The organism is Gluconacetobacter johannae, assembly GCF_014174305.1.
GTDB classification, from domain to species: domain Bacteria; phylum Pseudomonadota; class Alphaproteobacteria; order Acetobacterales; family Acetobacteraceae; genus Gluconacetobacter; species Gluconacetobacter johannae.
Genome location: NZ_JABEQH010000001.1, coordinates 180,632 through 203,996 on the forward strand (window position 1 = coordinate 180,632; position 23,365 = coordinate 203,996).

Genomic DNA, 23,365 nt, shown 5'->3' on the forward strand with positions numbered 1-23,365 from the left:
CGCATGGGGCGAAAGGCGGCGGATCCTTCCGGTTCTGGACATGTTGTCGTTGCCAGTCGGGCGACGCCCCTTTCGCCTGTGACGCCTCCCGATCGTCCGGTTGTGGCCGCCCGCGTCCCTGCCGGGGCGTCCCCTGACAAGGCGGTGGCCGCCGTCCGGACGATTTCCTGCGAGGGCCTGCTCCGCCGGATCCGGACCTACGACCCGGACGCCGACCTGGATCTGATCCGCCGCGCCTTCGCCGTCGCGCAGCAGGCCCATGCGGGGCAGGCGCGTGACAACGGCGATCCCTACATCACCCATCCGCTGGCGGTCGCCAACATCCTGGCCGGCTTCCATCTGGACATGCCCTCGATCGCGACGGCCCTGCTGCACGATACGATCGAGGATACCGGCGTCAGCTATGACCGGCTGCGCGCCGAATTCGGGCCGACGGTCGCCGACCTGGTGGACGGCGTCACCAAGCTGACGCGGCTGGAACTTCAGTCCGACCGGACCAAGCAGGCCGAAAATTTCCGCAAGCTGGTGCTCGCGATGTCCAAGGACATCCGGGTACTGATCGTCAAGCTGGCGGACCGGCTGCACAACATGCGTACGCTGCATTACGTGCAGCGCCTGGACCGCCGCCAGCGCATCGCGCGCGAGACCATGGAAATCTATGCGCCCCTGGCCGGGCGCATCGGCATGGACAAGGTCAAGAGCGAACTCCAGGACCTGTCCTTCGTCGAGCTGGAGCCCGAGGCCAGCGCCACCATCCGCGCCCGGCTGAATTACCTGCGCGGACAGGGCGCCGACGTGATCGAGGAGGTCCGGCGCGAACTCACGCAACTGTGCCGCGCCGCCGGGCTGGGCGAGGTCGAGGTGACGGGGCGCGAGAAATCGCCGTTCTCGATCTGGGAGAAGATGCAGAAGCGCAATGTCGCGTTCGAGCAGCTCTCCGACATCATGGCGTTCCGGATCATCGTGCCGACGCGCGAGGCCTGCTATATCGCCCTGGGCGCGGTCCATGCCGCCTATCCGGTCATTGTCGGGCGGTTCAAGGACTATATCTCGACGCCCAAGGCGAACGGGTATCAGAGCCTGCATACCGGCGTGACCTTGCGCCACCCCCGCAACCAGAAGATCGAGGTGCAGATCCGCACCGCCGAAATGCATGACATCGCCGAAAACGGCGTGGCGTCGCACTGGCTGTACAAGCAGGTGCCGGGCGTGAACGAGGACGCGGCGCGGGTGGTGACAGGCCTGCGCTGGGTTCAGGACCTGCTGGACATTCTCGAGGATTCGGCGGCGCCGGACGAATTCCTCGAGAACACGAAGCTGGAACTCTATCAGGACCAGGTGTTCTGCTTCACCCCCAAGGGGCAGCTGATCCCGCTGCCGCGCGGGGCCACGCCGGTCGATTTCGCCTATGCGGTGCATAGCCAGGTGGGCGACACCTGCGTGGGGGCGCGGATCAACGGCCGGCTGATGCCCTTGCGGCATGAATTGCAGAACGGCGATCAGGTCGAGATCATGACCGCGCGCGGCGGCACCCCGTCGCCGTCGTGGGAGCGTTTCGTCGTCACCGGCAAGGCGCGCGCCCGCATCCGCCGCCATGTCGCCGCCCAGCAGCGCGAGGCGCATGTCGATGGCGGCCGCGCCGCCCTGGCCAAGGCCTTCCGGCAGGAAGGTGTCGACGGATCGGAAAAGGTGCTGGAGAGCATCCTGTCCGACCTGAAGCAGGCGTCGGTCGAAGATTTGTACGTTTCCGTCGGCAACGGGAATATCGGTCCGCGCGACGTGGTCCATGCGGCCTATCCGGAACTGCGCCAGACGCCGCGCGCCCCGCGCATGGTGCCGGGCATTCCGATGCGCGCGCCCTCGCGCACCGGCAGCCGGCCCAAGGCGGGCGGCGGCATGGCGCTGGCCGGCATCGGCCCCGGGATCGCCGTGCATTTCGCGGGCTGCTGCCACCCCCTGCCGGGCGACCGGATCGTGGGGATCGTCGCCACGGGCAAGGGCATCACCATTCACACCGCCGGGTGCCAGACCCTGGAAAGCTTCGCCGCCACGCCGGAACGCTTCATGGATGTCGATTGGGATTACGATCTGATCGGCCGGGGCGCGACCGAACCGCATGTCGGCCGCCTGACCGTCGTCGCGGCGAACGAGCCCTCGGTGCTGGCGACCCTGACCAACACGGCGTCGAAGCACGACGGTACGGTCGTCAATCTGCGGATCGTCAACCGCCAGCTCGATTTCATGGAGATCCTGGCCGATATCGAGGTCCGCGACCTGCGGCATCTGTCCTCGGTCATCGCGTCGCTGCGCGCGGCGAACGGGATCGTGCAGGTCGAGCGCGCGAAGGGATGAGAGGCTGTTTCCTCGGCAGACCGACTTTTGAAACAGCCTCGGAGGCGCGTCGGACCACGCTGGCCGGGGCGGGGCAGGGCGGATGCTGATCGGGATCGGGTCCGACCTGTGCGACATCAGGCGGATCGCCAGCGTGCTGGACCGGCATGGCGAGCGATTCCTGCGCCGGGTGTTCACCGAGGCCGAAATCCGTCGCGCCGAACGGCGTCACGGCCAGGCGCGCCTTGGGGCGTACGCCAAGCGCTGGGCGGCGAAGGAGGCCTGCGCCAAGGCGCTGGGGACCGGCTTCGCGCAGGGGGTGTTTCATCACGATCTGGGCGTTGACAATCTGCCGGGCGGCCAACCGGTCATGACCCTGACGGGCGGGGCCAGGACCCGCCTGGACGCCCTCGTGCCTGGGGGATTGCAGGCCCGGCTGCTGCTGACGATGACGGACGAATATCCCTACGCCTTCGCCCAGGTGATGATCGAGGCTGGCCCCGCGGCCTAGGGTCGGGATAGTGTCGATGGGCCTTGCGCGCTTGACAGGGGAAGGTCCCCTCGGCTTCATCCGCGGGCTCTGACGTCCGGCCCGGTATTCCCTCCGGCCCGGCCCCCCTTATCCGGATTTAGACAGCTGACCCATGGATGACCAGCGCAAGACCAATTCCCCCTCCCTGCCGGCGGGGGGCGCCGTGCCGGCCCTGAGGGGGGCGTGGGACCTGATCCGGACCATCCTGGTCGCGGGGCTGCTGGCCGTGGGGGTACGCACGGCGCTGTTCGAACCGTTCAACATCCCGTCCGGTTCGATGATCCCGACGCTGCAGGTGGGCGATTATCTGTGGGTCGCGAAATACAGCTACGGCTATTCCCATTTCTCGCTGCCGCGTTCGCCCGACCTGTTCAGCGGGCGGGTCTTCGGACAGATGCCGCACCGGGGCGACGTCGCTGTGTTCCGCTTCACCAAGGATACGTCGATCGACTATATCAAGCGGATCGTGGGTCTGCCGGGTGACCGTATCCAGGTGCGCGGCGGCGAACTGTACCTTAACGATATGCTGGTGCCGCGCGTGGCCGAAGGCGATTACGTGGCGGTGGACGAGCACCGTACCAGCATGGAAGGCCAGCGCTACCGCGAGATGCTGCCGGGCAGCGGCGGGCAGGGACCGGTGGCGCACGATATCCTGAAGCTGACGAGCGAGGGATTTCAGAACGACACCCCTGTCTATGTGGTGCCGGCGGGCTATTTCTTCGCCATGGGCGACAATCGTGACGACAGCGCGGACAGCCGCTTCATGGGCGATGACCCGGAGGACCTGGGGTTCGTGCCGATGGAAAACCTGATCGGCCAGGCCAAATGGATCTTCCTATCGGTGGAGGCCCGCTATCCGGTCTGGGAGTTCTGGATGTGGCCCGCCGAAATCCGCTGGGCGCGCCTGTTCATGGGGGTGAAATGAGCGACGCCGCGCCGGAGGCTGGTGACCCGCTGACGGTTGTCGAGGCCCGTATCGGCTATCATTTTCGCCGGTCCGACCTGCTGCGCGAGGCGCTGACCCATCGTTCAGCGGCCCATCAGCGCAATGGCGGGGTCGCGCGGCGCGCCCGCCAGCCCGCCGCCCGGCGCGGGGTCGGTTCGAACGAACGGCTGGAATTCATCGGCGACCGTGTGCTGGGCCTGCTGATGGCGGAATGGCTGCTGGAACGCTTCCCCGACGAGCAGGAGGGCGCGCTGGGTCCGCGCCACGCCCATCTGGTGTCCCGTCCGGTCCTGGCCCGGATCGCCGAGGCGATGGAACTGCCCAAGGTGCTTGACGTGGCCGAGCACGAGGCCCGGGCCGGTGTCCGGCAGATGGCGAACGTCCTGGCCGATGCCGTGGAGGCGATCCTGGGCGCGGTCTATCTGGATGGCGGGCTGGAGCCCGCGCGACGCTTCGTGCACAGGGCCTGGAACGACGCCATCGTGGCGCAGGCCCAGCCGCCCAAGGACCCCAAGACCGCGTTGCAGGAATGGGTCCTGGCGCGGGGACTGCCCCTGCCGTCCTACCGGACGGTGCAGATGGACGGGCCATCGCACGCGCCGCGCTTCGTCATCGAGGTGACGGCGGCGGGCCTGTCGGCCGAAGGCGTGGCCGGCAGCAAGCGCGTGGCCGAAAGCGCGGCCGCGGCCGACCTGCTGCGGCGGTTCGAATGACTGACAGTGACGGGAATGGCCAGGGCGGGACGATTCGCCGGACGGCCCCGGAAGGAATACGTGACATGACAACCCGCTGCGGCTTCGTGGCCATCGTCGGGGCGCCGAACGCCGGGAAATCGACACTGCTGAACCGGATGGCCGGCGCGAAGCTGTCGATCGTCAGCCCGAAGGCCCAGACGACCCGCTTTCGCGTGCTCGGCATCCTGATGCGCGGGACCAGCCAGATCCTGCTGGTCGACACCCCCGGCATCTTCCAGCCCCGGCGCAAGCTGGACCGCGCGATGGTCGCGGCCGCCTGGACGGGGTCCGAGGACGCGGACATCACCCTGCTTCTGGTCGATGCCCGCCGGGGCGTGACCGAATCGCTGCGCGCGATCGTCGAGCAACTCGCGAAGTCCAGGCGCAAGGTCTGGCTGGTGCTGAACAAGACCGACCTGGTGGACCGGCAGGCCCTGCTGCCGCTGACCGCCGAACTGTCGGCGCTGTTGCCGGTGGAGCATGTCTACATGGTCAGCGCCCGGTCCGGCGACGGGGTCGAGGACCTGCTGAACGCCCTGGCCGAAGCCCTGCCGCCCGGCCCCTATCTGTATCCCGAGGACGATCTGACCGATCTGCCCGACAGGTTGCTGGCGGCCGAACTGGTGCGTGAGCAGATTTTTCTGCAAACGCACGAGGAAGTGCCCTATGCCGCGACGGCCGAGACCGAGACCTACCGTGAACAGCCGGACGGATCGGTCCGCGTGGAAGTCACGATCTATGTCGCGCGCTCTGGCCATAAGGCGATCCTGATCGGCGAAAAGGGCAGCCGCATCCGCGAGATCGGCGAGAAGGCGCGCAAGGATCTCTCGCGTCTTCTGGGCCGGACATGCCATCTGTTCCTGAACGTGAAGGAACGCGCGGGCTGGGACGAGGAACGGGCGCGGCTGCGTGCCATCGGCCTGGACGACGCCCCCTGACGCAAGGGGGGACCGTTAGGGCGATCAGCGCGCTTGTGACCTGCCCCAAGCGGATATAAGAGGGGTCCTTGCGGGTGAGGTCCCAGAGCGGATGTCCCTTGTGTGCATTTATCTTCCTGTTCCGGGGGCTCCATGACAGATCCAGCACCAGACTCGGCCTTTGGTTATCGGCGTGTCCTGCTGAAGGTGTCGGGCGAGGCCCTGATGGGCGACGGCGCGTACGGCATCGACCCCAACATGGTCGATACCATCGCCACTGATATCGCCGAGGTCGCGCGCTCGGGCGTCGAGGTCTGCCTGGTGATCGGCGGCGGGAATATCTTCCGCGGCGTCGCCGCTGCGGCCCGTGGCATGGACCGGGCGCAGGGCGATTATGCCGGGATGCTGGCGACCGTCATCAACGCGCTGATGGTGCAGAACGCCCTGGAACGCCACGGGGTGCCGACCCGCGTCATGTCGGCCATCCACATGTCCTCGGTGGCCGAGCCCTATATCCGCCGCCGCGCGGTGCGCCACATGGAAAAGGGCCGGGTCGTCATCTTCGCCGCCGGCACCGGCAATCCGTTCTTCACCACCGACACCGCCGCCGCCCTGCGGGCCGCGGAAATGGAATGCAACGCCCTGTTGAAAGGGACGCAGGTGGACGGCGTCTATTCCGCCGATCCGCGCAAGGACCCGGGTGCTACGCGCTACGACAGGCTGACCTACCTGGATGTCCTGGCCAAGGACCTGCACGTCATGGATGCCGCCGCCATCAGCCTGGCGCGGGAAAATCGCCTGCCGATCGTGGTGTTCAACATCCACGCGCCGGGCGCGTTTCCCCAGGTGATGCGGGGCGAGGGGCTGTTTACCCGCATCGTCGAGGCGAACTGAGCGCGCCGGCGCTGCCGGACGTCGTGATTGGACTGGGTGGCCGCACGCGCGTCGCCCGTTGCGTATGGGAGGGCCATTGTGGCTGCTGATCAGAAGACATTGCTGGAGGACCTGACGCGCCGCATGGACGGCGCCCTGGAAAGCCTGCGCCGGGATTTCGCCGGCCTGCGCTCGGGCCGGGCCAGCCCCGCGCTGCTGGAGCCGGTGCGTGTCGAGGCCTATGGCGGTGAGGTGCCGCTGACGCAGGTCGGTTCGATCGCGGTGCCCGAGGCGCGGATGCTGACAGTGCAGGTCTGGGACCGGTCCCTGGTCGGCGCGGTGGAACGGGCGATCCGCGATGGCGGCCTGGGCCTGAACCCGGCGGCGGACGGGCAGACCGTGCGTGTTCCCATCCCGCAGTTGACGGCGGAACGCCGCAGCGAGCTGGCCCGTACGGCCGGAAAATATTCCGAAAACGCGAAGATCGCGGTGCGTGGCGTGCGTCGCGACGGCATGGACCAGACCAAGCAGCATGAAAAGAAGACCGAGATCAGCCAGGACGACGTCAAGATCTGGTCCGAGGCGATCCAGAAGCTGACGGATCAGTATGTGAAGCGGATCGACGAGATGCTCGCGGACAAGGAACGCGAGATCAAGCAGGTCTGACGGGCCGTGACCGCCAGTTCCGTGCCTGGTCGCCTGACCGGGGGTGACGTCCCGGCGCCGAATTCCGTCACGGGTCCGACCGTTGCCGACCTGGATCGGACGCGCGTCGTGCGGGTCGCGCCGGCACATGTGGCGGTGATAATGGACGGGAACGGGCGCTGGGCCGCGGCGCGCGGCCTGCCGCGCGTGGCGGGGCATCGTGCCGGGGCCGAGGCCGTTCGCCGCTGTATCCGGGCTGCGATCACGCGCGGGGTGGGCTGCCTGACGCTTTATGCGTTCTCCTCGGAAAACTGGCGGCGCACGCCCGACGAGGTTGCCGACCTGACGGCGCTGCTGCGCTATTACCTGCGGCACAAGGTCAGCGAGCTGTGCCGCGAGGGCGTGCGGATTCGCGTCATCGGCGACCTGTCCCGTTTTGATCCCGACGTGCGGGACGAGGCGCGCCGGGCCGAGGATCTGACAGCCGCCAATACAAAGCTGACCCTGGTGCTGGCGCTGTCCTATGGCGGGCGGGCCGACATCGTGCAGGCGGCCATGCGGGTGGCCCAGGCCGCGCGCAGCGGCGCGATCGAACCCGGCGAACTGGATGAAGCCCTGTTCAGCCGCTTCCTGCTGACTGCCGACATTCCCGACCCGGACCTCATCATCCGCACCAGCGGCGAATGTCGCCTGTCGAATTTCCTGCTGTGGCAATCGGCCTATGCCGAACTGATCTTCATCGAAACGCTTTGGCCCGATTTCGACGAACGTCATTTTGACGCGGCGCTGGAAACCTTCGCACGTCGTGAAAGGCGTTTCGGTGCTCGCCCTGCCGTCTGATCCCGCCCGGGGGGGCGTTTCGTCCCGGCCGGCGCGGAACTGGAAGGACCTGCGCGCCCGTCTGGCCTCGGCAGCGGTGCTGGTGCCGGTGGCAGGGCTGTGCGTATGGGCGGGGGGCGTCGCCTATGCGATCCTGATCCTGCTGGCGATGGCTGGCATGGCGCAGGAATGGGGGCGCCTGTTCGACCTGCGCCCGACGCGCTGGCGCGGTGTGCTGTACCTGCTCTGGCCGCTGGCGGCGGGGGCCGCGGCGCTGGATGGGCAATGGCGCGGGGCCTTCGCGGTGATGGCGGGCGGTTTCGTGTTCGGCCCGGCCTTGTGGGCCGGGCAGGTGGTCATCGGATGTGCCGGTGTGTCGTTGCTGTGGCTGCGGAACATGACGGTTCCGGGGGCGGGCGTGGTGCTGTTCCTCGTCACCTGTGTCGTCGTCAGCGACAGCGGCGCCTATCTGGTCGGGCGGCTTCTGGGCGGTCCCAAGCTGGCCCCCGCCATCTCACCGGCCAAGACCTGGTCGGGGTCGATCGGGGGGATGGTCTTCGCGATGCTGGCCGGGACGGTCGTGTTCGCGGCGGTGTCGGGCGGGGCCGACGGGTGGCCCGGCGACTGGTGGCGGGGCACGCTGTTCGGCGGCCTGACGGCGATTGCGGCGCAGATCGGCGACCTGGCGGAAAGCGCGCTGAAGCGCGCGCGGGGCGTGAAGGATTCCGGCGCGCTGATCCCCGGTCACGGCGGGTTGCTCGATCGGTTCGACGGGCTGCTGGTCGCGGCGCCGCTGGCTGCCCTACTGTCGCTGGGGGCGGCGGGCGGCGCCGCATTCTGGTATGTGACGCCATCGGGCCTGGTTTCGGCCCTGCTGGCGATTCCGGGGGGGCATTCCGGCCCGGTCGCCGCAGGGGCGCGGGGGCCTTGAGACATATCCTCGCTTACCGATCAGGGAACAGGAAAGCATGAAGACAGTCACCGTTCTAGGCAGTACCGGCAGTATCGGCTGCTCCACGGTCGATCTGCTGGGGCAGGCGCCGGAACGGTTCCAGGTCCAGGCGCTGGTCGGGGGCACCAATGCGCCCCGCCTTGCCCAGCAGGCGCGTGCCCTGGGGGCGGCGCATGCCGTCATCGCCGATGTGGCGCGGCTGCCGGAATTGAAGGCCCTTCTGGATGGGACGGATATCGCCGTCTCCGGTGGCCGGCAGGCGGTGATCGACGCGGCGGCGGTGCCGGTCGACTGGACCATGGCGGCGATCACCGGCGCCATCGGGCTGGAGCCCACCCTGGCCGCCGTCCGCAATGGCGGATCGGTCGCCCTGGCGAACAAGGAAGCCCTGGTCTGCGCCGGCGACGTCATGCTGCGTGCGGTGCGCGACGCGGGAGCGACTCTGCTGCCGGTCGATTCGGAGCATAACGCGATCTTCCAGTCGCTGGCCGACCGTCAGGTCGACGGGATCGAGAAGATCGTCCTGACGGCATCGGGCGGCCCGTTCCGCAACGCCACCCTGGCCGAAATGGAAAAGGCGACGCCCGAGGCCGCCCTGCGCCATCCGACCTGGACCATGGGCGCCAAGATCACCATCGATTCGGCGACGATGTTCAACAAGGGGCTGGAGGTGATCGAGGCCGCGCGGCTGTTCGACCTGACCGAGGACCGAATCGGCGTCGTGGTGCATCCGCAATCCGTGGTGCATGGCATGGTGCAGTACACGGATGGCAGCATCGTGGCGCAGCTCGGCTCGGCCGACATGCGTATCCCCATCGCCCACACGCTGGCCTGGCCGCGTCGCATGGCGACGACCTCGCCCCGGCTGGACCTGGCCGCCCTGGGCCGGATGGATTTCGAAGAACCCGACGAAACCCGCTTTCCCGCCCTGCGCCTGGCGCGCGAGTCCTTGCGGGCCGGCGGCGCCGTCCCCACTATCCTGTCCGCGGCGAACGAGATCGCGGTCGAGGCCTTCCTGGGGGGGGCGATCGGTTTCCTGGACATCGCGCGGGTGGTGGAGGATGTGATGCAGGCCATCGGGCATCAGGCCGCCGACACCCTGGAGGCCGTCCTGCGATGGGACGAGGAAGCACGCCGCGCCGCCCGACTACGCACGGCATCCCGTGCGGCCTGATCCGCGCCGGGTCGTCCGGACGATCATCATCAGGAGATAGCCTGTCATTATGCCCGATCTGATTCGGACCATTCTTGCCTTTGTCCTGGTGCTGGGCGTTCTGGTCTTCATCCATGAACTCGGCCACTATCTCGCCGCCCGGTGGCGTGGGGTGCATGTCGAGGTCTTTTCGATCGGGTTCGGCCGGCCGCTGCTGCGGTGGCATGACAAGGTCGGCACCGAATGGCGCCTGTGCCCGATTCCGCTGGGCGGATATGTGAAGCCGCACGGCTTCGAAGGCCCCGAGGAGGCAACGCCGGAACAAAGGGCGGCGTGGCTGTCGGGCCGGACCTTCCACGACAAGCCGGTGCTGTCCCGCGCCATCGTGATCGTGGCCGGGCCGGTCTTCAACTTCCTGCTGGCCATCGTCCTGTTCGCCGGACTGTTCGCGGTCAGCGGCCGGCCGGAGGTCCGCAATGTGGTGGGCCAGGTCGTCGCCGGCAGCGCCGCCGCCGATGCGGGAATCCGGCCCGACGACGTCATCGTGCGGCTTGGCGACCACGTGGTGGGCAGCGTGGCCGACATCCAGTCGCGAATCGCGGCGGAGCCCGGGGCGAAGACCGCGGTCACCGTCCATCGGGCCGGCCGGGATATCGAGTTGCCGGTGACGATCGGCACCGTCAAGGATCAGTCCGGCAACCCCAGCGGCCAGTTGGGCGTGATGTTCACCGCCACTGTCGGTCAGCCACAGCCGTTGCCCCGGGCGATTGCCTCGGCGGTGGACGAGACGTGGCGCCTGTCGGTCCAGACGCTGGCCGGCCTGTGGCAGATGGTCACCGGCCAGCACAGCGCCAAGGACCTGGGCGGCCCGCTGCGGATCGCCCAGATGTCGGGACAGGTCGCCCAGTACGGGTTGGCCAGCCTGGTGTCGTTCATGGCGCTGCTGTCGATCAATCTGGGCCTGATTAACCTGTTCCCGATTCCGATGCTGGATGGCGGGCGGCTGGTTTTCTACGCCCTGGAGGCCATTCTGGGCCGGCCGGTGTCCCGCCGGGTGCGCGATATCAGTTTCCAGGCCGGCTTCGCGGTGATCGCGGGCCTGTTCCTGTTCTCGACTTTCAATGACCTGTCACATTTCGGTCTGTTTCGCTGGGTCGCTTCCCTGACCGGATGATGCCATCATGGCAAGGTCATAGAGGTGCTTGCGTGACGGGGTGGATTTCGGATACGTCCGCCAAGCGGGTATCATCGACAGCAGGCCATGCCGAATCCATTCGCGCAGGCGTATGTCGGGTCTGCGGACCGTCTGGGTTGGGGGAAGCCGATTTTGTCGAGTAAACGTTCAGCGCTGCTTGCGTCGGTTTGTCTCGTACCCGTTTTTCTTGCCGGAACCGCCCAGGCGCAGGACAGCGCGAAGCCGCGTTCCGGCGCGGCCGCGCATCGCGCGTCGGCGGTCCGTGCACCGTCGGGCGGTACGATCGAATCCATCGACATCAGCGGCAATGACCGGATCGAGACCAGCACGGTCCTGTCGTACATGGTCGTCCAGCCGGGCGATCCGTTCAATCAGGACCAGCTGGACCGGTCGCTCAAGACCCTGTACGCAACCGGCCTGTTCAAGGACGTGACGCTGCATCGCGCGGGCAATGTCCTGCAGGTGCGCCTGGTCGAGAACCCGATCGTCAATCGCATCGTGTTCGAGGGCAATCACGCGGCCAAGGACGAGGATCTGCGTAAGGTCATCTCGCTGCGTTCCCGCGCGGTGTTCTCGACGCAGACCACGGCGGCCGACCGCCAGAAGATCCTGGGCGTCTATGCGGAGAAGGCGCGCTATGCGGCCACGGTGACGCCGCAGATCATTCGTCTGTCCCACAACCGCGTCGATGTGGTCTTCCAGATCAACGAGGCGCAGCAGACGCTTATCAAGAAGATTTCGTTCGTCGGCAACCATGCGTTCAGCGAGGCCCGGCTGGCGCAGGTCGTGTCCTCGAAGGAAACCGCGTGGTACCGGTTCTTCGCCTCGTCCGACGAATATAATCCCGAGCGCATCCGGTACGACGCCGAGCTGCTGCGCCGCTTCTACCTCCGCAACGGCTTCGTCGATTTCCAGGTCCGCAACCAGACCGGCGAACTGTCGCCCGACCGCAAGTCGTTCTACGTCACCTTCACGATGGAGGAGGGCGCGCGCTATCGTCTGGGCCGGCTGAATATCCGCTCGTCGCTGAAGCATGTCAGCGCGGCGTCCCTGCGTAAGTATATCGAACTGTTCGCGCATCAATGGTACGACGGTTCCGCCGTTCAGCATAATGCCACGGACATGGAGGAAATCCTCCAGGGGCAGGGTCATCCGTTCGCCATGGTGCGCCCGGAAATCGCGCGTAATCCGGAAAAGCGGATCGTCGATCTGCTGTTCGACGTCAGCGAAGGTCCGCGCGTCTATGTCGAACGCATCGACATCAACGGCAACACGATCACCCAGGACAAGGTCATCCGGCGGCAGCTGCCGATGGCCGAGGGCGACCCGTACACACCGGCCGACCGGAAATATTCCAAGGCGATCCTGCAGGACCTGGGGTACTTCAGCTCGGTCTCCATCGACCAGTCGCCGGGGTCGGGGCCCGATCGCGTGAACGTCGCGGCCAACGTGGTCGAGAAGCCGACCGGCGAATTCTCGCTGGGTGGCGGCTATTCGACCGACGTCGGCATTCTGGGCAATATCGGCCTGAAGCAGCATAACCTTCTGGGGTCGGGCGTCGATGCCGGCATTTCGGGCACGATGGCCTATTACCAGCGCCAGGCGGATATCTCGGTCTCGGACCCGTACTTCCTGAACCGCAACCTGGTGGCGGGCGTCGATATCTTCGCGATCGAGAACAACTACCAGACCTACCAGAACTATTCCGAGGGGCGGTACGGTATCAGCCTTCGCATGGGATACGCCTACAACAACCATCTGTCGCAGTCCTGGAGCTATTCGCTGACCGATCGAAACGTCGGTAATACCTATAGCGACGCGTCGTGGTACATCCTGGACCAGACGGGCTGGTCGCTCCTGTCGCAGCTCAGCACCACCCTGACCTACGACACGCGCGATAATCGGGCGCAGCCGCACAGCGGGTATGTCGTGCGTCTCGGTGGCGATTTCGCCGGGTTGGGCGGGAACGAGAAATATGTCCGCGGCAAGGTGGACGCAGCCTATTACATCCCCCTCGACGACCTGATGGGCAATCACGACTGGACGGTCGCGCTGACCGCCGGCGCCGGTGAACTGGCGAACTGGGGCGGCGGACGCAGCGACGTCATCGACAACTTCTATCTTGGCGGCAGTACGCTGCGGGGCTTCCTCGACGGCGGCGCCGGGCCGCGCACCATGGGTATTCCGGCCTATACCTTTAACGGCGTGACCTATCCGATGCACTCCCAGGAGGATTTCATCGGTGGCCGGTTCCTCTACACCGCGTCCGCGACGGTGAATTTCCCGATGCCGCTGGGTGCGGACATGGGCATTCGCGGACGCTATTTCGTCGATGCGGGCGGTCTGGACGGGCTGCGTGTGAAGAACCGCTATACCTCCCTGAACGACATGCCGCGCTACACCCCGGTCTATGGCGATACGCTGACGCCGCGTGTCAGTACCGGTGTCGGCTTCTCGTGGAAAAGCCCGTTCGGGTTAATCAACATCGACCTTGGTATCCCGGTCCTGAAGCAGAAACATGACCGGACCCAATTGTTCCGCTTTGGCTTCGGCCAGCAATTCTGAGGTGACAATGCTTCGTTCCCGTGGCGTATCCGCGCTACTCGCTGTCGTTGTGATGTCCTGCGCCGATCTTGCATCGACCGGCGCTTTCGCGCAGGCGGCTGGATCGTCGGGTGGAAATGCCGGCTGGTTCGTGCCCAAGACCGCGCAGCCGGCCGCCGGCGGCGCGGCCCCGCACGCGGCCCCGCGTGCCACGCCCGCGCCTGTCCCGCTGCCCCCGGCGCCCGCCGACAGTGATGAGGCCCAGTCCCAGACCCCGCCGGTCCTGCCGCTGCCGCCGGTGCCGGCCTCGCCCGATATTCCGCGTGGCGTGGCCCCCCCCACGCCGGTGATCGGGGTCATCAGCGTGCCCGATGTCATGCGCCTGTCCACGGCGGCGCAGCAGGCCGAGCGCGTGCTGGGCACCCGACGCGACGAACTGGCCCGCGATGCCCAGAAGGAGCAGGGCAGCTGGCGTGACGAACAGCAGAAGCTGCAGGCCCAGGCCAAGAACATGGCGTCGGACCAGATCCAGTTGCGCGAACGCCATCTGCAGGAGCGTGTGATCGCCGCGCAACGCGATTTCCGCAACCGCAACCGGATCATCCAGGAAGCGGCACAGGTCTCGCTCGGCCAGATCGAGCGGGAACTGGTGCAGATCATCCGTCAGGTCGCGGCCAGCCGGGGTATGAACCTGGTCCTGCACCGCGAACAGGTGGCCTTGAGCCAGGATGGACTGGACATCACTCAGCAGGTCGCGAACCAGTTGAACACGGTGCTGCCGACGGTGTTCATCCCGGCGGCGAACGTCGATCCGGAAGAACTGGCGAAATCCGGCACCATGCCGACGACGGCCGATGCCGAACGCCAGCAGGCTGCCCCGGCTGCGGCTGCGGCGCCCGCCGCCGTGCCGCACCGGTAACGGCACGCCTTCCGATGGACAGGCAGGTGTCCGCCCTGCCGGGCGACCGGCGATTTTTCGAGCGGAACGGCCCGTTTCCGATCCAGGTCCTGGCCGATTGCGCCGGGGCCAGGATCGAGGCGGGCGGCGTCGAGGGCGCGGACACCCCGTATGTCGGCATCGCGCCGCTTCAGTCCGCCGGCCCGCAGGAGGTCAGCTTCCTGGACAACCGGCGCTATGCGCCCTTGCTGGAGCAGACGAAGGCGGGGGTGGTGATCCTGTCGCCGGCTTTTGTCGACAAATTGCCCAAGGGTACGATCGGGCTGGTGTCGCAGACGCCCTATCTGGCCTGGGCCAGGGTCGCCAGTCTGTTCCATCCGCTGCCGGCGGTCGAGCCGGGGATTCACCCGACGGCGGTCATCGGCGCGGGGACGGTGATCGACCCGACGGCGCAGATCGGACCCTTCGTCGTGCTGGGCGCGAATGTCGAGATCGGGGCAGGAACCCGCATCGACGCCCATGCCGCGATCGGCGACGGGGTGAGGATCGGCGCGCGGTGCCGGCTGGGAAGCCACACCTGCGTGTCGCATGCCCTGCTCGGCGACCGTGTCACCCTTCTGACCGGGGCGCGCATCGGGCAGGAGGGCTTCGGCTTCGCCGTGGGGCCCGACGGGTTCGAGACGGTTCCCCAATTGGGGCGCGTGGTGCTGGAGGACGGGGTGGAGGTCGGCGCCAATTCGACCATCGACCGGGGGTCATCTCAGGATACGGTGATCGGCGCGGGCTCGCGCCTCGACAATCTGGTGCAGATTGGCCATAATACGCGCCTTGGGCGATGCTGCATTGTGGTGTCTCAGGCAGGGATCTCCGGTTCCACGGAACTGGGTGATTTCGTCACGGTTGCGGCCCAGGCCGGTCTGATCGGGCACATCCGCATTGGCGCCAAGGCCCGGATCGGCGCGCAATGCGGGGTGATGTCGGACGTTGACGCGGGGGCTGACGTGATCGGCAGCCCGGCGATGCCGTTTCGGGAGTTCTTCCGGAACGTGGCGGTGTTGCGGCGCCTGGCGAAGAAGGCGACGCAAAATGGGGGGGGAGAGGCCTGAGGCTCCAGGCCCCCGGAATTCAACCGGGACAGACGGGCAGACGGTCGCAAGGATGACGTGTCCCGCTATCCCGAGCAAGATGGTTGGACGACGTGGATAAAGAAGTAGAGGTTCCTCCGGCGGGCGACGGCCCCATCTGCATCGAGGCGATCGATGTCATGCGGATCATGGAGGCGATCCCCCATCGCTATCCGTTCCTGATGATCGACCGGATGGTCGACATCGTGCTGGGTACGTCCGCCGTCGGGATCAAGAACGTCACGGCGACCGAGCCGCACTTCCAGGGTCATTTTCCCGCGCGTCCGGTCATGCCGGGCGTGCTTATCATCGAAGCGATGGCCCAGACGGCGGCGACGCTGGTGGTGCTGACCCTGGGAAAGGCGTTCGAGGGCAAGCTGGTCTATTTCATGACCGTCGACGGGGCGAAGTTCCGGCGTCCGGTCGGGCCGGGCGACCAGTTGAAGATCCATGTCGAAAAAGAGCGCAGCCGGGGTAATGTCTGGAAATTCAAGGGCGTCGCGCGGGTCGAAGGCGTATCGGTGGCCGAGGCCACGTTCAGCGCGATGATTATGGGGTAGGCCGGCGCGCGGGCTGACGGGACGCTGGGTCCCGGAGCCTGCGTCGCCCCATTCCCGGCCCTGGCGGGGCCGAGGCGGTTCTGGGAGAGATCGTATTGACCGACGTGGCAGGATTGGATGCCGGGCTGAGGGCCGCCGAAATTCATCCCTCGTCCATTGTGGCGGACGGGGCGCGGATCGGTCGGGGGGTCAGGATCGGTCCGTGGTGTTCGATCGGACCGGAGGTGGTGATCGAGGACGGGGTCCATCTGATCGCCAGCGTCATCGTCGACGGGGCGACGCGGATCGGGCCGGGGGTTGTGTGCTACCCCTTCACCACCATAGGCATGGCGCCGCAGGACCTGAAATATCGGGGCGAGCCCACGCGCTGCGTCGTGGGCGCGCGAACCGTCATCCGGGAAAACGTGACCATCCATCGGGGCACGGCCACCGGCAGCGGCCTGACCCAGATCGGCGACGATTGCCTTATCATGGCCAATGCCCATGTGGCGCACGACTGCACCCTGGGGAACGGGGTGATTATCGTGAACAACGTCGTCATGGGCGGGCATGTCAGCATTGGCGATCATGCCCGGATCATGGGGGCCGCGGCGCTGCATCAGTTCGTGCGGATCGGCCGCGCGGCGCTGGTGGGCGGTGTCTGCGGCGTCGAGGCCGACGTCATTCCCTATGGCAGCGTGCTGGGCAATCGCGCCCGGCTGGTGGGGCTGCATTGGATCTGGCTGAAGCGCAACGGCGTGCAGTCCGATGAGATGCATCGCCTGCGGCGGGCGTTCCGCGCCCTGTATCCCCGCAACATGGACGACGAATCCACGGCATTCAGCCTGCGGCTTGCGGCGGTGCGGGCCGAATATGGCGGGGACGCCAAGGTGGATGAAATCCTGGATTTCATCGAGGCTCCCAGCCGGCGCGGCCTGGTGCGCGTCGCGGGTGGCGGAGCGGGGCTGGTCGAAACCGACGGCGTCTAGGCTGCGGGGATGGCGGGGAACCAGGACGACGACGGGCGGAGCCGCGACGCGGGCAGGCCGGCCCTGTCGGGTGATTGCGTCGGGATTCTGGCCGGTGGCGGCCCGCTGCCCGGTCAGGTCGCGCGCGCGATCCAGGCGCTGGGCCTGCGTCCCTTCATCGTGGGATTTCTCGATTTCGCCGACCCGGCGGTGATCGGCCCGTGGCCGCATCGCTATATCCGGCTGGCCGCCGCCGGGGATATCCTGTCCTGCCTGCGGGCCGAGGGGTGCCGCGACCTGGTGCTGATCGGCCCGGTCCGTCGGCCGTCCTTTTCCGACCTGCGGCCTGACGCCACGGGTGCGCGGATCATGGCGCGGATCGGCCGGGCGCTGTTTTCGGGCGATGACGGCCTGCTGGCCGCGATCGTGCGGGTGTTGGGCGAGGAAGGGTTCGCGGTCCACGGCGCCCATGAATTTCTTGCCGGGTCGGTCGGCCGGCGGGGGGTACTGGGGATGGCGCGCCCCGACGCGGGGGCGGAATCCGATATCCGGCGCGGCCGCGCGGTGGTCGAGGCCATCGGGCGCCTGGATATCGGACAGGGATGCGTGGTGCAGGACGGTCTGGTCCTGGCGGTGGAGGCCATGGAGGGCACGGACCGCATGTTGCTGCGCGCGGGCGACTGTCGCCAGCCCGGCCGCCCCGGTGGCGTGCTGGTCAAGATGCTCAAGCCCGGGCAGGATCGCCGGGCGGATCTTCCGACGATCGGACCGGATACTGTGCATCGCGCGGCGGCGGTCGGGTTGCGGGGAATCGCCTTTCAGGCTGGCGCGACGTTGTTGACCGATCCGCAGGCCTGCGTCGCGGCGGCGGATGCCGCCGGCCTGTTCCTGGTCGGCATTTCCGCCGAGGACGGCAAGAAACTGTTTTGACGGCGGATTCGCCGCGATCCGTCGTCCTGTGTCCTTCTGAACGGGAGAAACGAGATGGGTTCATATCTGCATACGATGGTCCGGGTCCGGAATCTCGAGGCCAGCATCGCCTTCTATGCGCTGCTGGGCATGCGCGAATTGCGGCGCAGGGAGGTCCCCGAGGGCAAATATACCCTGGTTTTCATCGGTTACGGCGACAACGCGGCCGGGCAGGCGGAAATCGAGCTGACCTATAATTGGGGCCAGGACGACGGGTATGAGGTCGGCACCGGATTCGGACATTTCGCCGTCGGCGCGCCCGATGTGGCGGCCATGGTCGAGGCCGTGCGCGCCGGTGGCGGCAAGGTGACGCGCGAGGCCGGTCCGGTGAAGTTCGGCACGACGGTGATCGCCTTCGTCGAGGACCCGGACGGCTACAAGATCGAACTGATCCAGCGCGGCTGATCGCAGCCCGGTCAGCCGGGTTTGGGGGGGGACAGGTCCTTCAGCCGTTGGACGGCCTGCTCCACCGCGTTCAGGATGCACTCTGCCGCGTCACGGACCTGCGGGTCGGGATGGGTGGTCAGCTTGTCGGCCTGTAGCACCGCCGGAGACAGCAGCCCGCGCACGTCGTGCAGCACGCGCGCGGTCTGGTGCGGCCCGATGGTCGATTCGGTATCGTCCGTCATGCGTCATATCCCATGCGGTGCGCGGAAAAGGCGGAATGCGGTGGCGTATCATGGCCGGCCATGGCTGGGGTTCTTCCACATTGACGCCTTGGAAAACGGGCAGTATAAGGCGCGCCTCAGGTCGGGTGCCGTCAGGTCGCCCGGACATGTCGTGGATTTAATCCGCGATGAAATTATTGCTGTCAATCGGGGAGTGCCGTCGTGAAGCGCACGTATCAACCGTCTAAGCTGGTCCGCAAGCGCCGTCACGGCTTTCGCGCACGTATGGAAACCGTCGGTGGCCGCAAGGTGATCGCCAATCGTCGCGCCAAGGGCCGCAAGCGCCTGTCCGCCTGATTGTCAGGCCTGTCATGCTCCCGGATCGCGATCCGGGACATTGATGTTGCAGGGGGCTGCTGACAGTGGCCGACCGGTCCGTCCGTCTCAAGAAGCGGTCTGAATTCCTGCGGGTTGCCGCCCGGGGACGGAAGGTGCCCTCTCCCGGGCTTGTGCTCCAGGCCCTGGGCCGGGAGGATTCCGATCCGGCGCGGATCGGCTTTACCGTGACAAAAAAGGTCGGGAACGCCGTCGTACGCAATCGCGCGCGCCGGCGCCTGCGCGAGGCCGTGCGCGTCGTGGAGCGCGAAGAAGCCCTGCGCGGCGTCGATCTTGTGCTGATCGGGCGTGGCGCCACGGGCGGCCGCGCGTTTGCCGCGCTGGTCGGCGACCTGCGGCGGGCCTTGCGTAAGGCCGGCGTACGGGAGGGGGAGTGACGATGCCCCGGACCGTCCTGGCCTGGCCGCTGATCGGGACGATTCGCCTCTATCAATGGGTCTTCCGGCCGGTTCTCGGCCCCAATTGCCGATTCGTCCCGTCATGTAGCGATTATGCGCTGGAGGCCCTGCGTCGCCACGGCGCCGTGCGCGGCGCCATTCTTGCCGGGTGGCGGATCTTGCGTTGCAATCCGTGGAATATCGGCGGATACGATCCCGTGCCGTCAGAGGAGCGCCCGCGTGCCCCCTGCTGTTCTTCCCATAGATAACGAGAGTCTGGCTGGTCGCTGATGGATACCAAGCGTTTTATCGTGGCGACGCTGCTGTCCGCCCTGGTTCTGGTTGGCTTCGAATATTTCATGCCGAAGCAGAGCCATCAGGAGGTCGCGCAGCAGGCAGGCCAGACCGATCGGCAGACCCCGCCGGCGAATGGCGCCCGTGCGGGCGCGCCGCTTGCCGGCCTCAGCTCGCAGCCCGTCGCGGTGCCGCCGCCGCAGGCCGAGACCCGGCTGCCGATCGACGCGCCGAAGGTCAGCGGGTCGATCGACCTGCTGGGTGCCCGCCTGGATGACATGGTCCTTCGCGACTATCACGAGACCGTCCAGAAGGGCAGCCCGCAGGTCCGCATCCTGGAGACCGCGCACGACCCGCAGCCCAATTACGTCGAAATCGGCTGGATGAACCTGCCGGGCGGCCAGGTGCGGGTGCCGGACGCCCAGACGGTTTGGAGCAGCGATGCCCCGAAACTGACCGCCGACCATCCGGTGACGCTGTCGTGGGACAACGGTCAGGGCGTGATCTTCCGGATCGTGGTCTCGATCGACGCCCACTACATGTTCGCGATCGACCAGCAGGTCACCAACCAGTCCGGCCAGCCGCTGTCGCTGTACCCCTACGCCCGTGTCGACCGGGCCTATACGCCGACCGAAACCGGCGGCTATCTGGTGCATGAGGGGCCGATTTCGGTCATCGACGGGCGGCTTGACGAAAGTTCGTACAAGACGCTGCGTACCGGGGCGACGCCGCCCGCCAACACGGCGTGGAGCAAGGCCGGGCAGGGCGGCTGGGCCGGCATCACCGACAAATACTGGCTGACGGCCGTGATCCCGCAGCAGGACATGGCGGTGACGGGCAGCTACGGCTACCAGGCCAACAGCGGGGCCGGCATCTATCAGGTGGGCTTCATCGCGCAGGCGGCGACGGTGGTTGCGTCCGGGGCCACGGCCACGACCAGCAGCCATGTCTTTGCCGGCGCGAAGGAAGTCGATCTGCTGGAGCGCTACGAAGCCAGCCTGCACATCCCCGATTTTTGGAAGGCCGTCGATTTCGGGTGGTTCGCCTTCCTGACCCGCCCCATCTTCTACGTGCTGGACTGGCTGAATACGCTTCTGGGCAATTTCGGCCTGGCGCTGATGGCGTTCACCCTGCTGGTCAAGGCGCTGTTCTTCCCGCTGGCGACGCGCCAGTTCCGCTCGATGGGCAAGATGCGCCAGCTCCAGCCCAAGGTTAAGGCCTTGCGGGAACGCTACAAAGACGACCAGATGGCCATGAACCAGCAGATGATGGCGCTGTACAAGGCCGAAGGGGTGAACCCCGCCAGCGGCTGCCTGCCGATGGTGGTGCAGATCCCGGTCTTCTGGTGCCTCTACAAGGACTTGTACATCACCATCGAAATGCGGCATGCGCCGTTCTTCGGCTGGATCCACGATCTGTCCGCGCCGGACCTGACCAACCTGTTCAACCTGTTCGGCCTGATCCCGTGGGATCCGACGGTGCTGTCGCCGTTCCTGCAACTGGGCATCTGGCCGATCCTGTTCGGCGCCACGATGTATGTGCAGCAGAAGCTGAACCCGGCGGCGATGGACCCCGCGCAGCAGCGCATGTTCCAACTCATGCCGGTGCTGTTCACCTTCTTCATGGCCCGTCAGCCCTCGGGACTGGTGATCTATTATTGCTGGAACAACCTGCTGACGATGGCGCAGCAACTGCTGATCCAGCACCGCATGAAGGGCGAGATCGAGAAGACCCCCGCCATTCCGGCCACCGGACGGAAGTGAGCGCCTGACCGCATGTCGGATTTCCAAGCAAGCCCCCGCACGCCCGAGGAACAGGAGAGGCTGGTCGAGGCCGGACGCCTGCTGTTCGCCGGCGCCTGCGACTTCGTCTTCGGCGCCCAGAAGCTGGAACAGGTGCCCCCGCCCAACCTGCCCGAGATCGCCTTCGCCGGCCGGTCGAACGTCGGCAAGTCCAGCCTGATTAACGCCCTGACCGGGCGAAAGGCCCTGGCCCGCGCATCGTCCGAGCCCGGCCGGACTAAGCAGTTGAATTTCTTCGATTTCCCTGAGCGGCTGACCTTGGTGGACATGCCCGGCTATGGGTACGCGAAGGCTGCGAAGGACGTGAAGGAAGACTGGCAGGGCATGATGTTCTCGTTCCTGCGGGGGCGACCGACCTTGCAGCGCGTCATCCTGCTTCTGGATTCGCGGATCGAGACCAAGCCATCGGACCGCGAGATCATGAAGCTGCTGGACCGCGCGGCGGTGACGTTCCAGATCGTGCTGACCAAGTGCGACGGGCTGAAGCCCGGCGCGCTGGCGGCCAAATGCGCCCAGGCCACCGACCTTGCCCGCCAGCACGCCGCCGCCTTTCCCGACATCATCGCCACCAGCAGCGACAACGGAATGGGCATCCCCGAACTGCGCGCCGAACTGGCTGCCCTGGCCCTGCCGCAGGCGGGTTGAACGGTGCAGGGCCAGGCAGGCCCGATCATGAGGAAGCCGATCATGAGGAAGACAGGCACGATCCGATGACCGACATCGCACAGACCGTGAAGGACGCGCAGGAACGGGCCGCCGTACTGGCCCAGGCGCTTCCCTATCTGCGCCGCTATGCCGGCGACACGCTGGTGGTCAAATATGGCGGTCACGCCATGGTCGACGATTCGCTGTCGAACGCCTTCGGCCACGACATCGCCCTGCTGAAGCTGGTGGGCGTCAATCCGGTGGTGGTCCACGGCGGCGGGCCGCAGATCAACGCCATGCTCAAGCGGCTGGAGATCCAGTCGACCTTCGTGGACGGGCTGCGCGTCACTGACGCCGCCATGGTCGACGTGATCGAGATGGTCCTGGCGGGCAAGGTGAACAAGCAGGTCGCCGGCCTCATCAACCGGGCCGGTGCGCTGGCCGTCGGGATTTCCGGCAAGGATGGCGGGCTGATTACCGCCCGGCGTCTGCAACGCACGGTCCGCGACGCCGACAGCGGGACCGAGCGGGTGCTGGATCTGGGGTTTGTCGGCGAACCGGTGCGGATCGACCCGCGGGTGCTGTATGCGCTGTCCGGTTCGGGCCTGATCCCGGTCATCGCCCCGGTTGGCGGCGGCGAGGACGGCGAGACCTATAATATCAACGCCGACACCGCGGCTGGGGCCATCGCCGGGGCCGTGCATGCGACCCGCCTGCTGATGCTGACCGACGTGCCGGGCGTCCTGGACGAAAACGGCGCGCTGATCCCCGAACTGACGGCCGAGGAGGCGCGTCGCGGCATCGCCAGCGGCATGATTAGCGGCGGCATGATCCCCAAGGTGGAAACCTGCCTGGAGGCTGTGCGCGCGGGCGCCCGGGCGGCGGTGATCCTGGACGGGCGCGTGCCCCATGCGTGCCTGCTGGAGCTGTTCACCGAGGCCGGCCCCGGAACGCTGATCCGGGGGGAATGACGCCCGGTCGCCGGTGCCTTGCCGGCCTGCCGAGATGCGTTGACAGGGCGGGCCTTCCTTCGCATGGTCCCGCGACATGATGACACTGCGACGCGGCCGCGTGCCCGTCGCCAACCACCGACAGGATTGCCAG

The 23,365-nt window shown here is 67.1% G+C and carries 25 protein-coding genes; 24 read left to right on the forward strand and 1 reads right to left on the reverse strand.

What is annotated here, in order from left to right; translation table 11 throughout:
* Positions 1–3: 3 nt before the first annotated feature.
* The 18 genes from HLH21_RS00815 (at position 4) to gloA (ending at position 18,544) form a co-directional block, all read left to right on the forward strand.
* A complete protein-coding gene (locus HLH21_RS00815; RefSeq protein WP_220789606.1) occupies positions 4–2,352 on the forward strand; it encodes a RelA/SpoT family protein in 2,349 nt (782 codons plus the stop codon).
* An 82-nt stretch (positions 2,353–2,434) separates the two neighbouring features.
* Entirely contained in the window at positions 2,435–2,842 is a 408-nt protein-coding gene (gene acpS / locus HLH21_RS00820) for a holo-ACP synthase (RefSeq protein WP_182940325.1), read from the forward strand.
* Between the two features lie 133 nt (positions 2,843–2,975).
* On the forward strand, positions 2,976–3,788 hold the full coding sequence (gene lepB / locus HLH21_RS00825; RefSeq protein ID WP_182940326.1) for a signal peptidase I: 813 nt from the start codon (positions 2,976–2,978) through the stop codon (positions 3,786–3,788).
* Positions 3,785–4,522 (forward strand): ribonuclease III, encoded by a 738-nt coding sequence (rnc, locus tag HLH21_RS00830; protein ID WP_182940327.1) that lies wholly within the window; start codon positions 3,785–3,787, stop codon positions 4,520–4,522. Before lepB ends, rnc begins: the two co-directional genes overlap by 4 nt.
* Positions 4,523–4,587: 65 nt before the next feature.
* On the forward strand, positions 4,588–5,481 hold the full coding sequence (gene era / locus HLH21_RS00835; protein ID WP_182940328.1) for a GTPase Era: 894 nt from the start codon (positions 4,588–4,590) through the stop codon (positions 5,479–5,481).
* A gap of 132 nt (positions 5,482–5,613) precedes the next feature.
* Positions 5,614–6,354 carry a UMP kinase gene (gene pyrH, locus HLH21_RS00840; RefSeq protein ID WP_182940329.1) on the forward strand — a complete coding sequence of 247 codons (741 nt, stop codon included), beginning with the start codon at positions 5,614–5,616 and terminating at the stop codon, positions 6,352–6,354.
* Positions 6,355–6,432: 78 nt separating this feature from the next.
* Positions 6,433–6,999 carry a ribosome recycling factor gene (gene frr, locus HLH21_RS00845; RefSeq protein ID WP_182940330.1) on the forward strand — a complete coding sequence of 189 codons (567 nt, stop codon included), beginning with the start codon at positions 6,433–6,435 and terminating at the stop codon, positions 6,997–6,999.
* Between the two features lie 141 nt (positions 7,000–7,140).
* The gene (gene uppS / locus HLH21_RS00850) at positions 7,141–7,818 is read left to right on the forward strand and encodes a polyprenyl diphosphate synthase (protein ID WP_246379014.1); all 678 of its coding nucleotides are present in this window, start codon (positions 7,141–7,143) and stop codon (positions 7,816–7,818) included.
* Positions 7,808–8,728 (forward strand): phosphatidate cytidylyltransferase, encoded by a 921-nt coding sequence (locus HLH21_RS00855; protein ID WP_182940469.1) that lies wholly within the window; start codon positions 7,808–7,810, stop codon positions 8,726–8,728. The genes uppS and HLH21_RS00855 overlap by 11 nt, the downstream gene beginning before the upstream one ends.
* Positions 8,729–8,765: 37 nt before the next feature.
* Complete coding sequence (dxr, locus tag HLH21_RS00860) at positions 8,766–9,923, forward strand: 1-deoxy-D-xylulose-5-phosphate reductoisomerase (RefSeq protein ID WP_182940331.1); 1,158 nt, start codon at positions 8,766–8,768, stop codon at positions 9,921–9,923.
* Between the two features lie 49 nt (positions 9,924–9,972).
* Complete coding sequence (rseP, locus tag HLH21_RS00865; RefSeq protein WP_182940332.1) at positions 9,973–11,076, forward strand: RIP metalloprotease RseP; 1,104 nt, start codon at positions 9,973–9,975, stop codon at positions 11,074–11,076.
* Between the two features lie 153 nt (positions 11,077–11,229).
* Positions 11,230–13,662, forward strand: coding sequence for an outer membrane protein assembly factor BamA (gene bamA, locus HLH21_RS00870; RefSeq protein ID WP_182940333.1), 2,433 nt, complete (start codon positions 11,230–11,232; stop codon positions 13,660–13,662).
* A 7-nt stretch (positions 13,663–13,669) separates the two neighbouring features.
* The gene (locus tag HLH21_RS00875; protein WP_182940334.1) at positions 13,670–14,560 is read left to right on the forward strand and encodes an OmpH family outer membrane protein; all 891 of its coding nucleotides are present in this window, start codon (positions 13,670–13,672) and stop codon (positions 14,558–14,560) included.
* 14 nt (positions 14,561–14,574) lie between these two features.
* Positions 14,575–15,645, forward strand: coding sequence for a UDP-3-O-(3-hydroxymyristoyl)glucosamine N-acyltransferase (gene lpxD / locus HLH21_RS00880; RefSeq protein ID WP_182940335.1), 1,071 nt, complete (start codon positions 14,575–14,577; stop codon positions 15,643–15,645).
* A 92-nt stretch (positions 15,646–15,737) separates the two neighbouring features.
* The gene (gene fabZ / locus HLH21_RS00885; protein WP_182940336.1) at positions 15,738–16,223 is read left to right on the forward strand and encodes a 3-hydroxyacyl-ACP dehydratase FabZ; all 486 of its coding nucleotides are present in this window, start codon (positions 15,738–15,740) and stop codon (positions 16,221–16,223) included.
* Between the two features lie 95 nt (positions 16,224–16,318).
* Positions 16,319–17,191, forward strand: coding sequence for an acyl-ACP--UDP-N-acetylglucosamine O-acyltransferase (lpxA, locus tag HLH21_RS00890; protein ID WP_246378983.1), 873 nt, complete (start codon positions 16,319–16,321; stop codon positions 17,189–17,191).
* Between the two features lie 9 nt (positions 17,192–17,200).
* Positions 17,201–18,100, forward strand: coding sequence for an LpxI family protein (locus tag HLH21_RS00895; RefSeq protein ID WP_182940337.1), 900 nt, complete (start codon positions 17,201–17,203; stop codon positions 18,098–18,100).
* 54 nt (positions 18,101–18,154) lie between these two features.
* A complete protein-coding gene (gloA, locus tag HLH21_RS00900) occupies positions 18,155–18,544 on the forward strand; it encodes a lactoylglutathione lyase (RefSeq protein ID WP_182940338.1) in 390 nt (129 codons plus the stop codon).
* Between the two features lie 11 nt (positions 18,545–18,555).
* On the opposite strand, the gene HLH21_RS00905 is transcribed toward gloA, so the two are convergent.
* Positions 18,556–18,768, reverse strand: a complete 213-nt coding sequence (locus tag HLH21_RS00905) for a hypothetical protein (RefSeq protein WP_182940339.1) — start codon at positions 18,766–18,768, stop codon at positions 18,556–18,558.
* 201 nt (positions 18,769–18,969) lie between these two features.
* Here HLH21_RS00905 and rpmH point away from each other — a divergent pair, with 201 nt between their 5' ends.
* The 6 genes from rpmH to argB all read left to right on the forward strand — a co-directional run bounded on the left by rpmH (position 18,970) and on the right by argB (position 23,232).
* Positions 18,970–19,104 carry a 50S ribosomal protein L34 gene (rpmH, locus tag HLH21_RS00910; RefSeq protein ID WP_012553083.1) on the forward strand — a complete coding sequence of 45 codons (135 nt, stop codon included), beginning with the start codon at positions 18,970–18,972 and terminating at the stop codon, positions 19,102–19,104.
* Positions 19,105–19,169: 65 nt separating this feature from the next.
* Positions 19,170–19,520 (forward strand): ribonuclease P protein component, encoded by a 351-nt coding sequence (rnpA, locus tag HLH21_RS00915; protein ID WP_182940340.1) that lies wholly within the window; start codon positions 19,170–19,172, stop codon positions 19,518–19,520.
* Between the two features lie 2 nt (positions 19,521–19,522).
* A complete protein-coding gene (gene yidD, locus HLH21_RS00920) occupies positions 19,523–19,789 on the forward strand; it encodes a membrane protein insertion efficiency factor YidD (protein ID WP_182940341.1) in 267 nt (88 codons plus the stop codon).
* A gap of 21 nt (positions 19,790–19,810) precedes the next feature.
* Positions 19,811–21,577, forward strand: coding sequence for a membrane protein insertase YidC (gene yidC, locus HLH21_RS00925; protein WP_182940342.1), 1,767 nt, complete (start codon positions 19,811–19,813; stop codon positions 21,575–21,577).
* A 12-nt stretch (positions 21,578–21,589) separates the two neighbouring features.
* On the forward strand, positions 21,590–22,261 hold the full coding sequence (yihA, locus tag HLH21_RS00930; protein WP_182940343.1) for a ribosome biogenesis GTP-binding protein YihA/YsxC: 672 nt from the start codon (positions 21,590–21,592) through the stop codon (positions 22,259–22,261).
* A gap of 65 nt (positions 22,262–22,326) precedes the next feature.
* Positions 22,327–23,232 carry an acetylglutamate kinase gene (argB, locus tag HLH21_RS00935; protein WP_182940344.1) on the forward strand — a complete coding sequence of 302 codons (906 nt, stop codon included), beginning with the start codon at positions 22,327–22,329 and terminating at the stop codon, positions 23,230–23,232.
* The last annotated feature ends 133 nt before the right edge of the window (positions 23,233–23,365 follow it).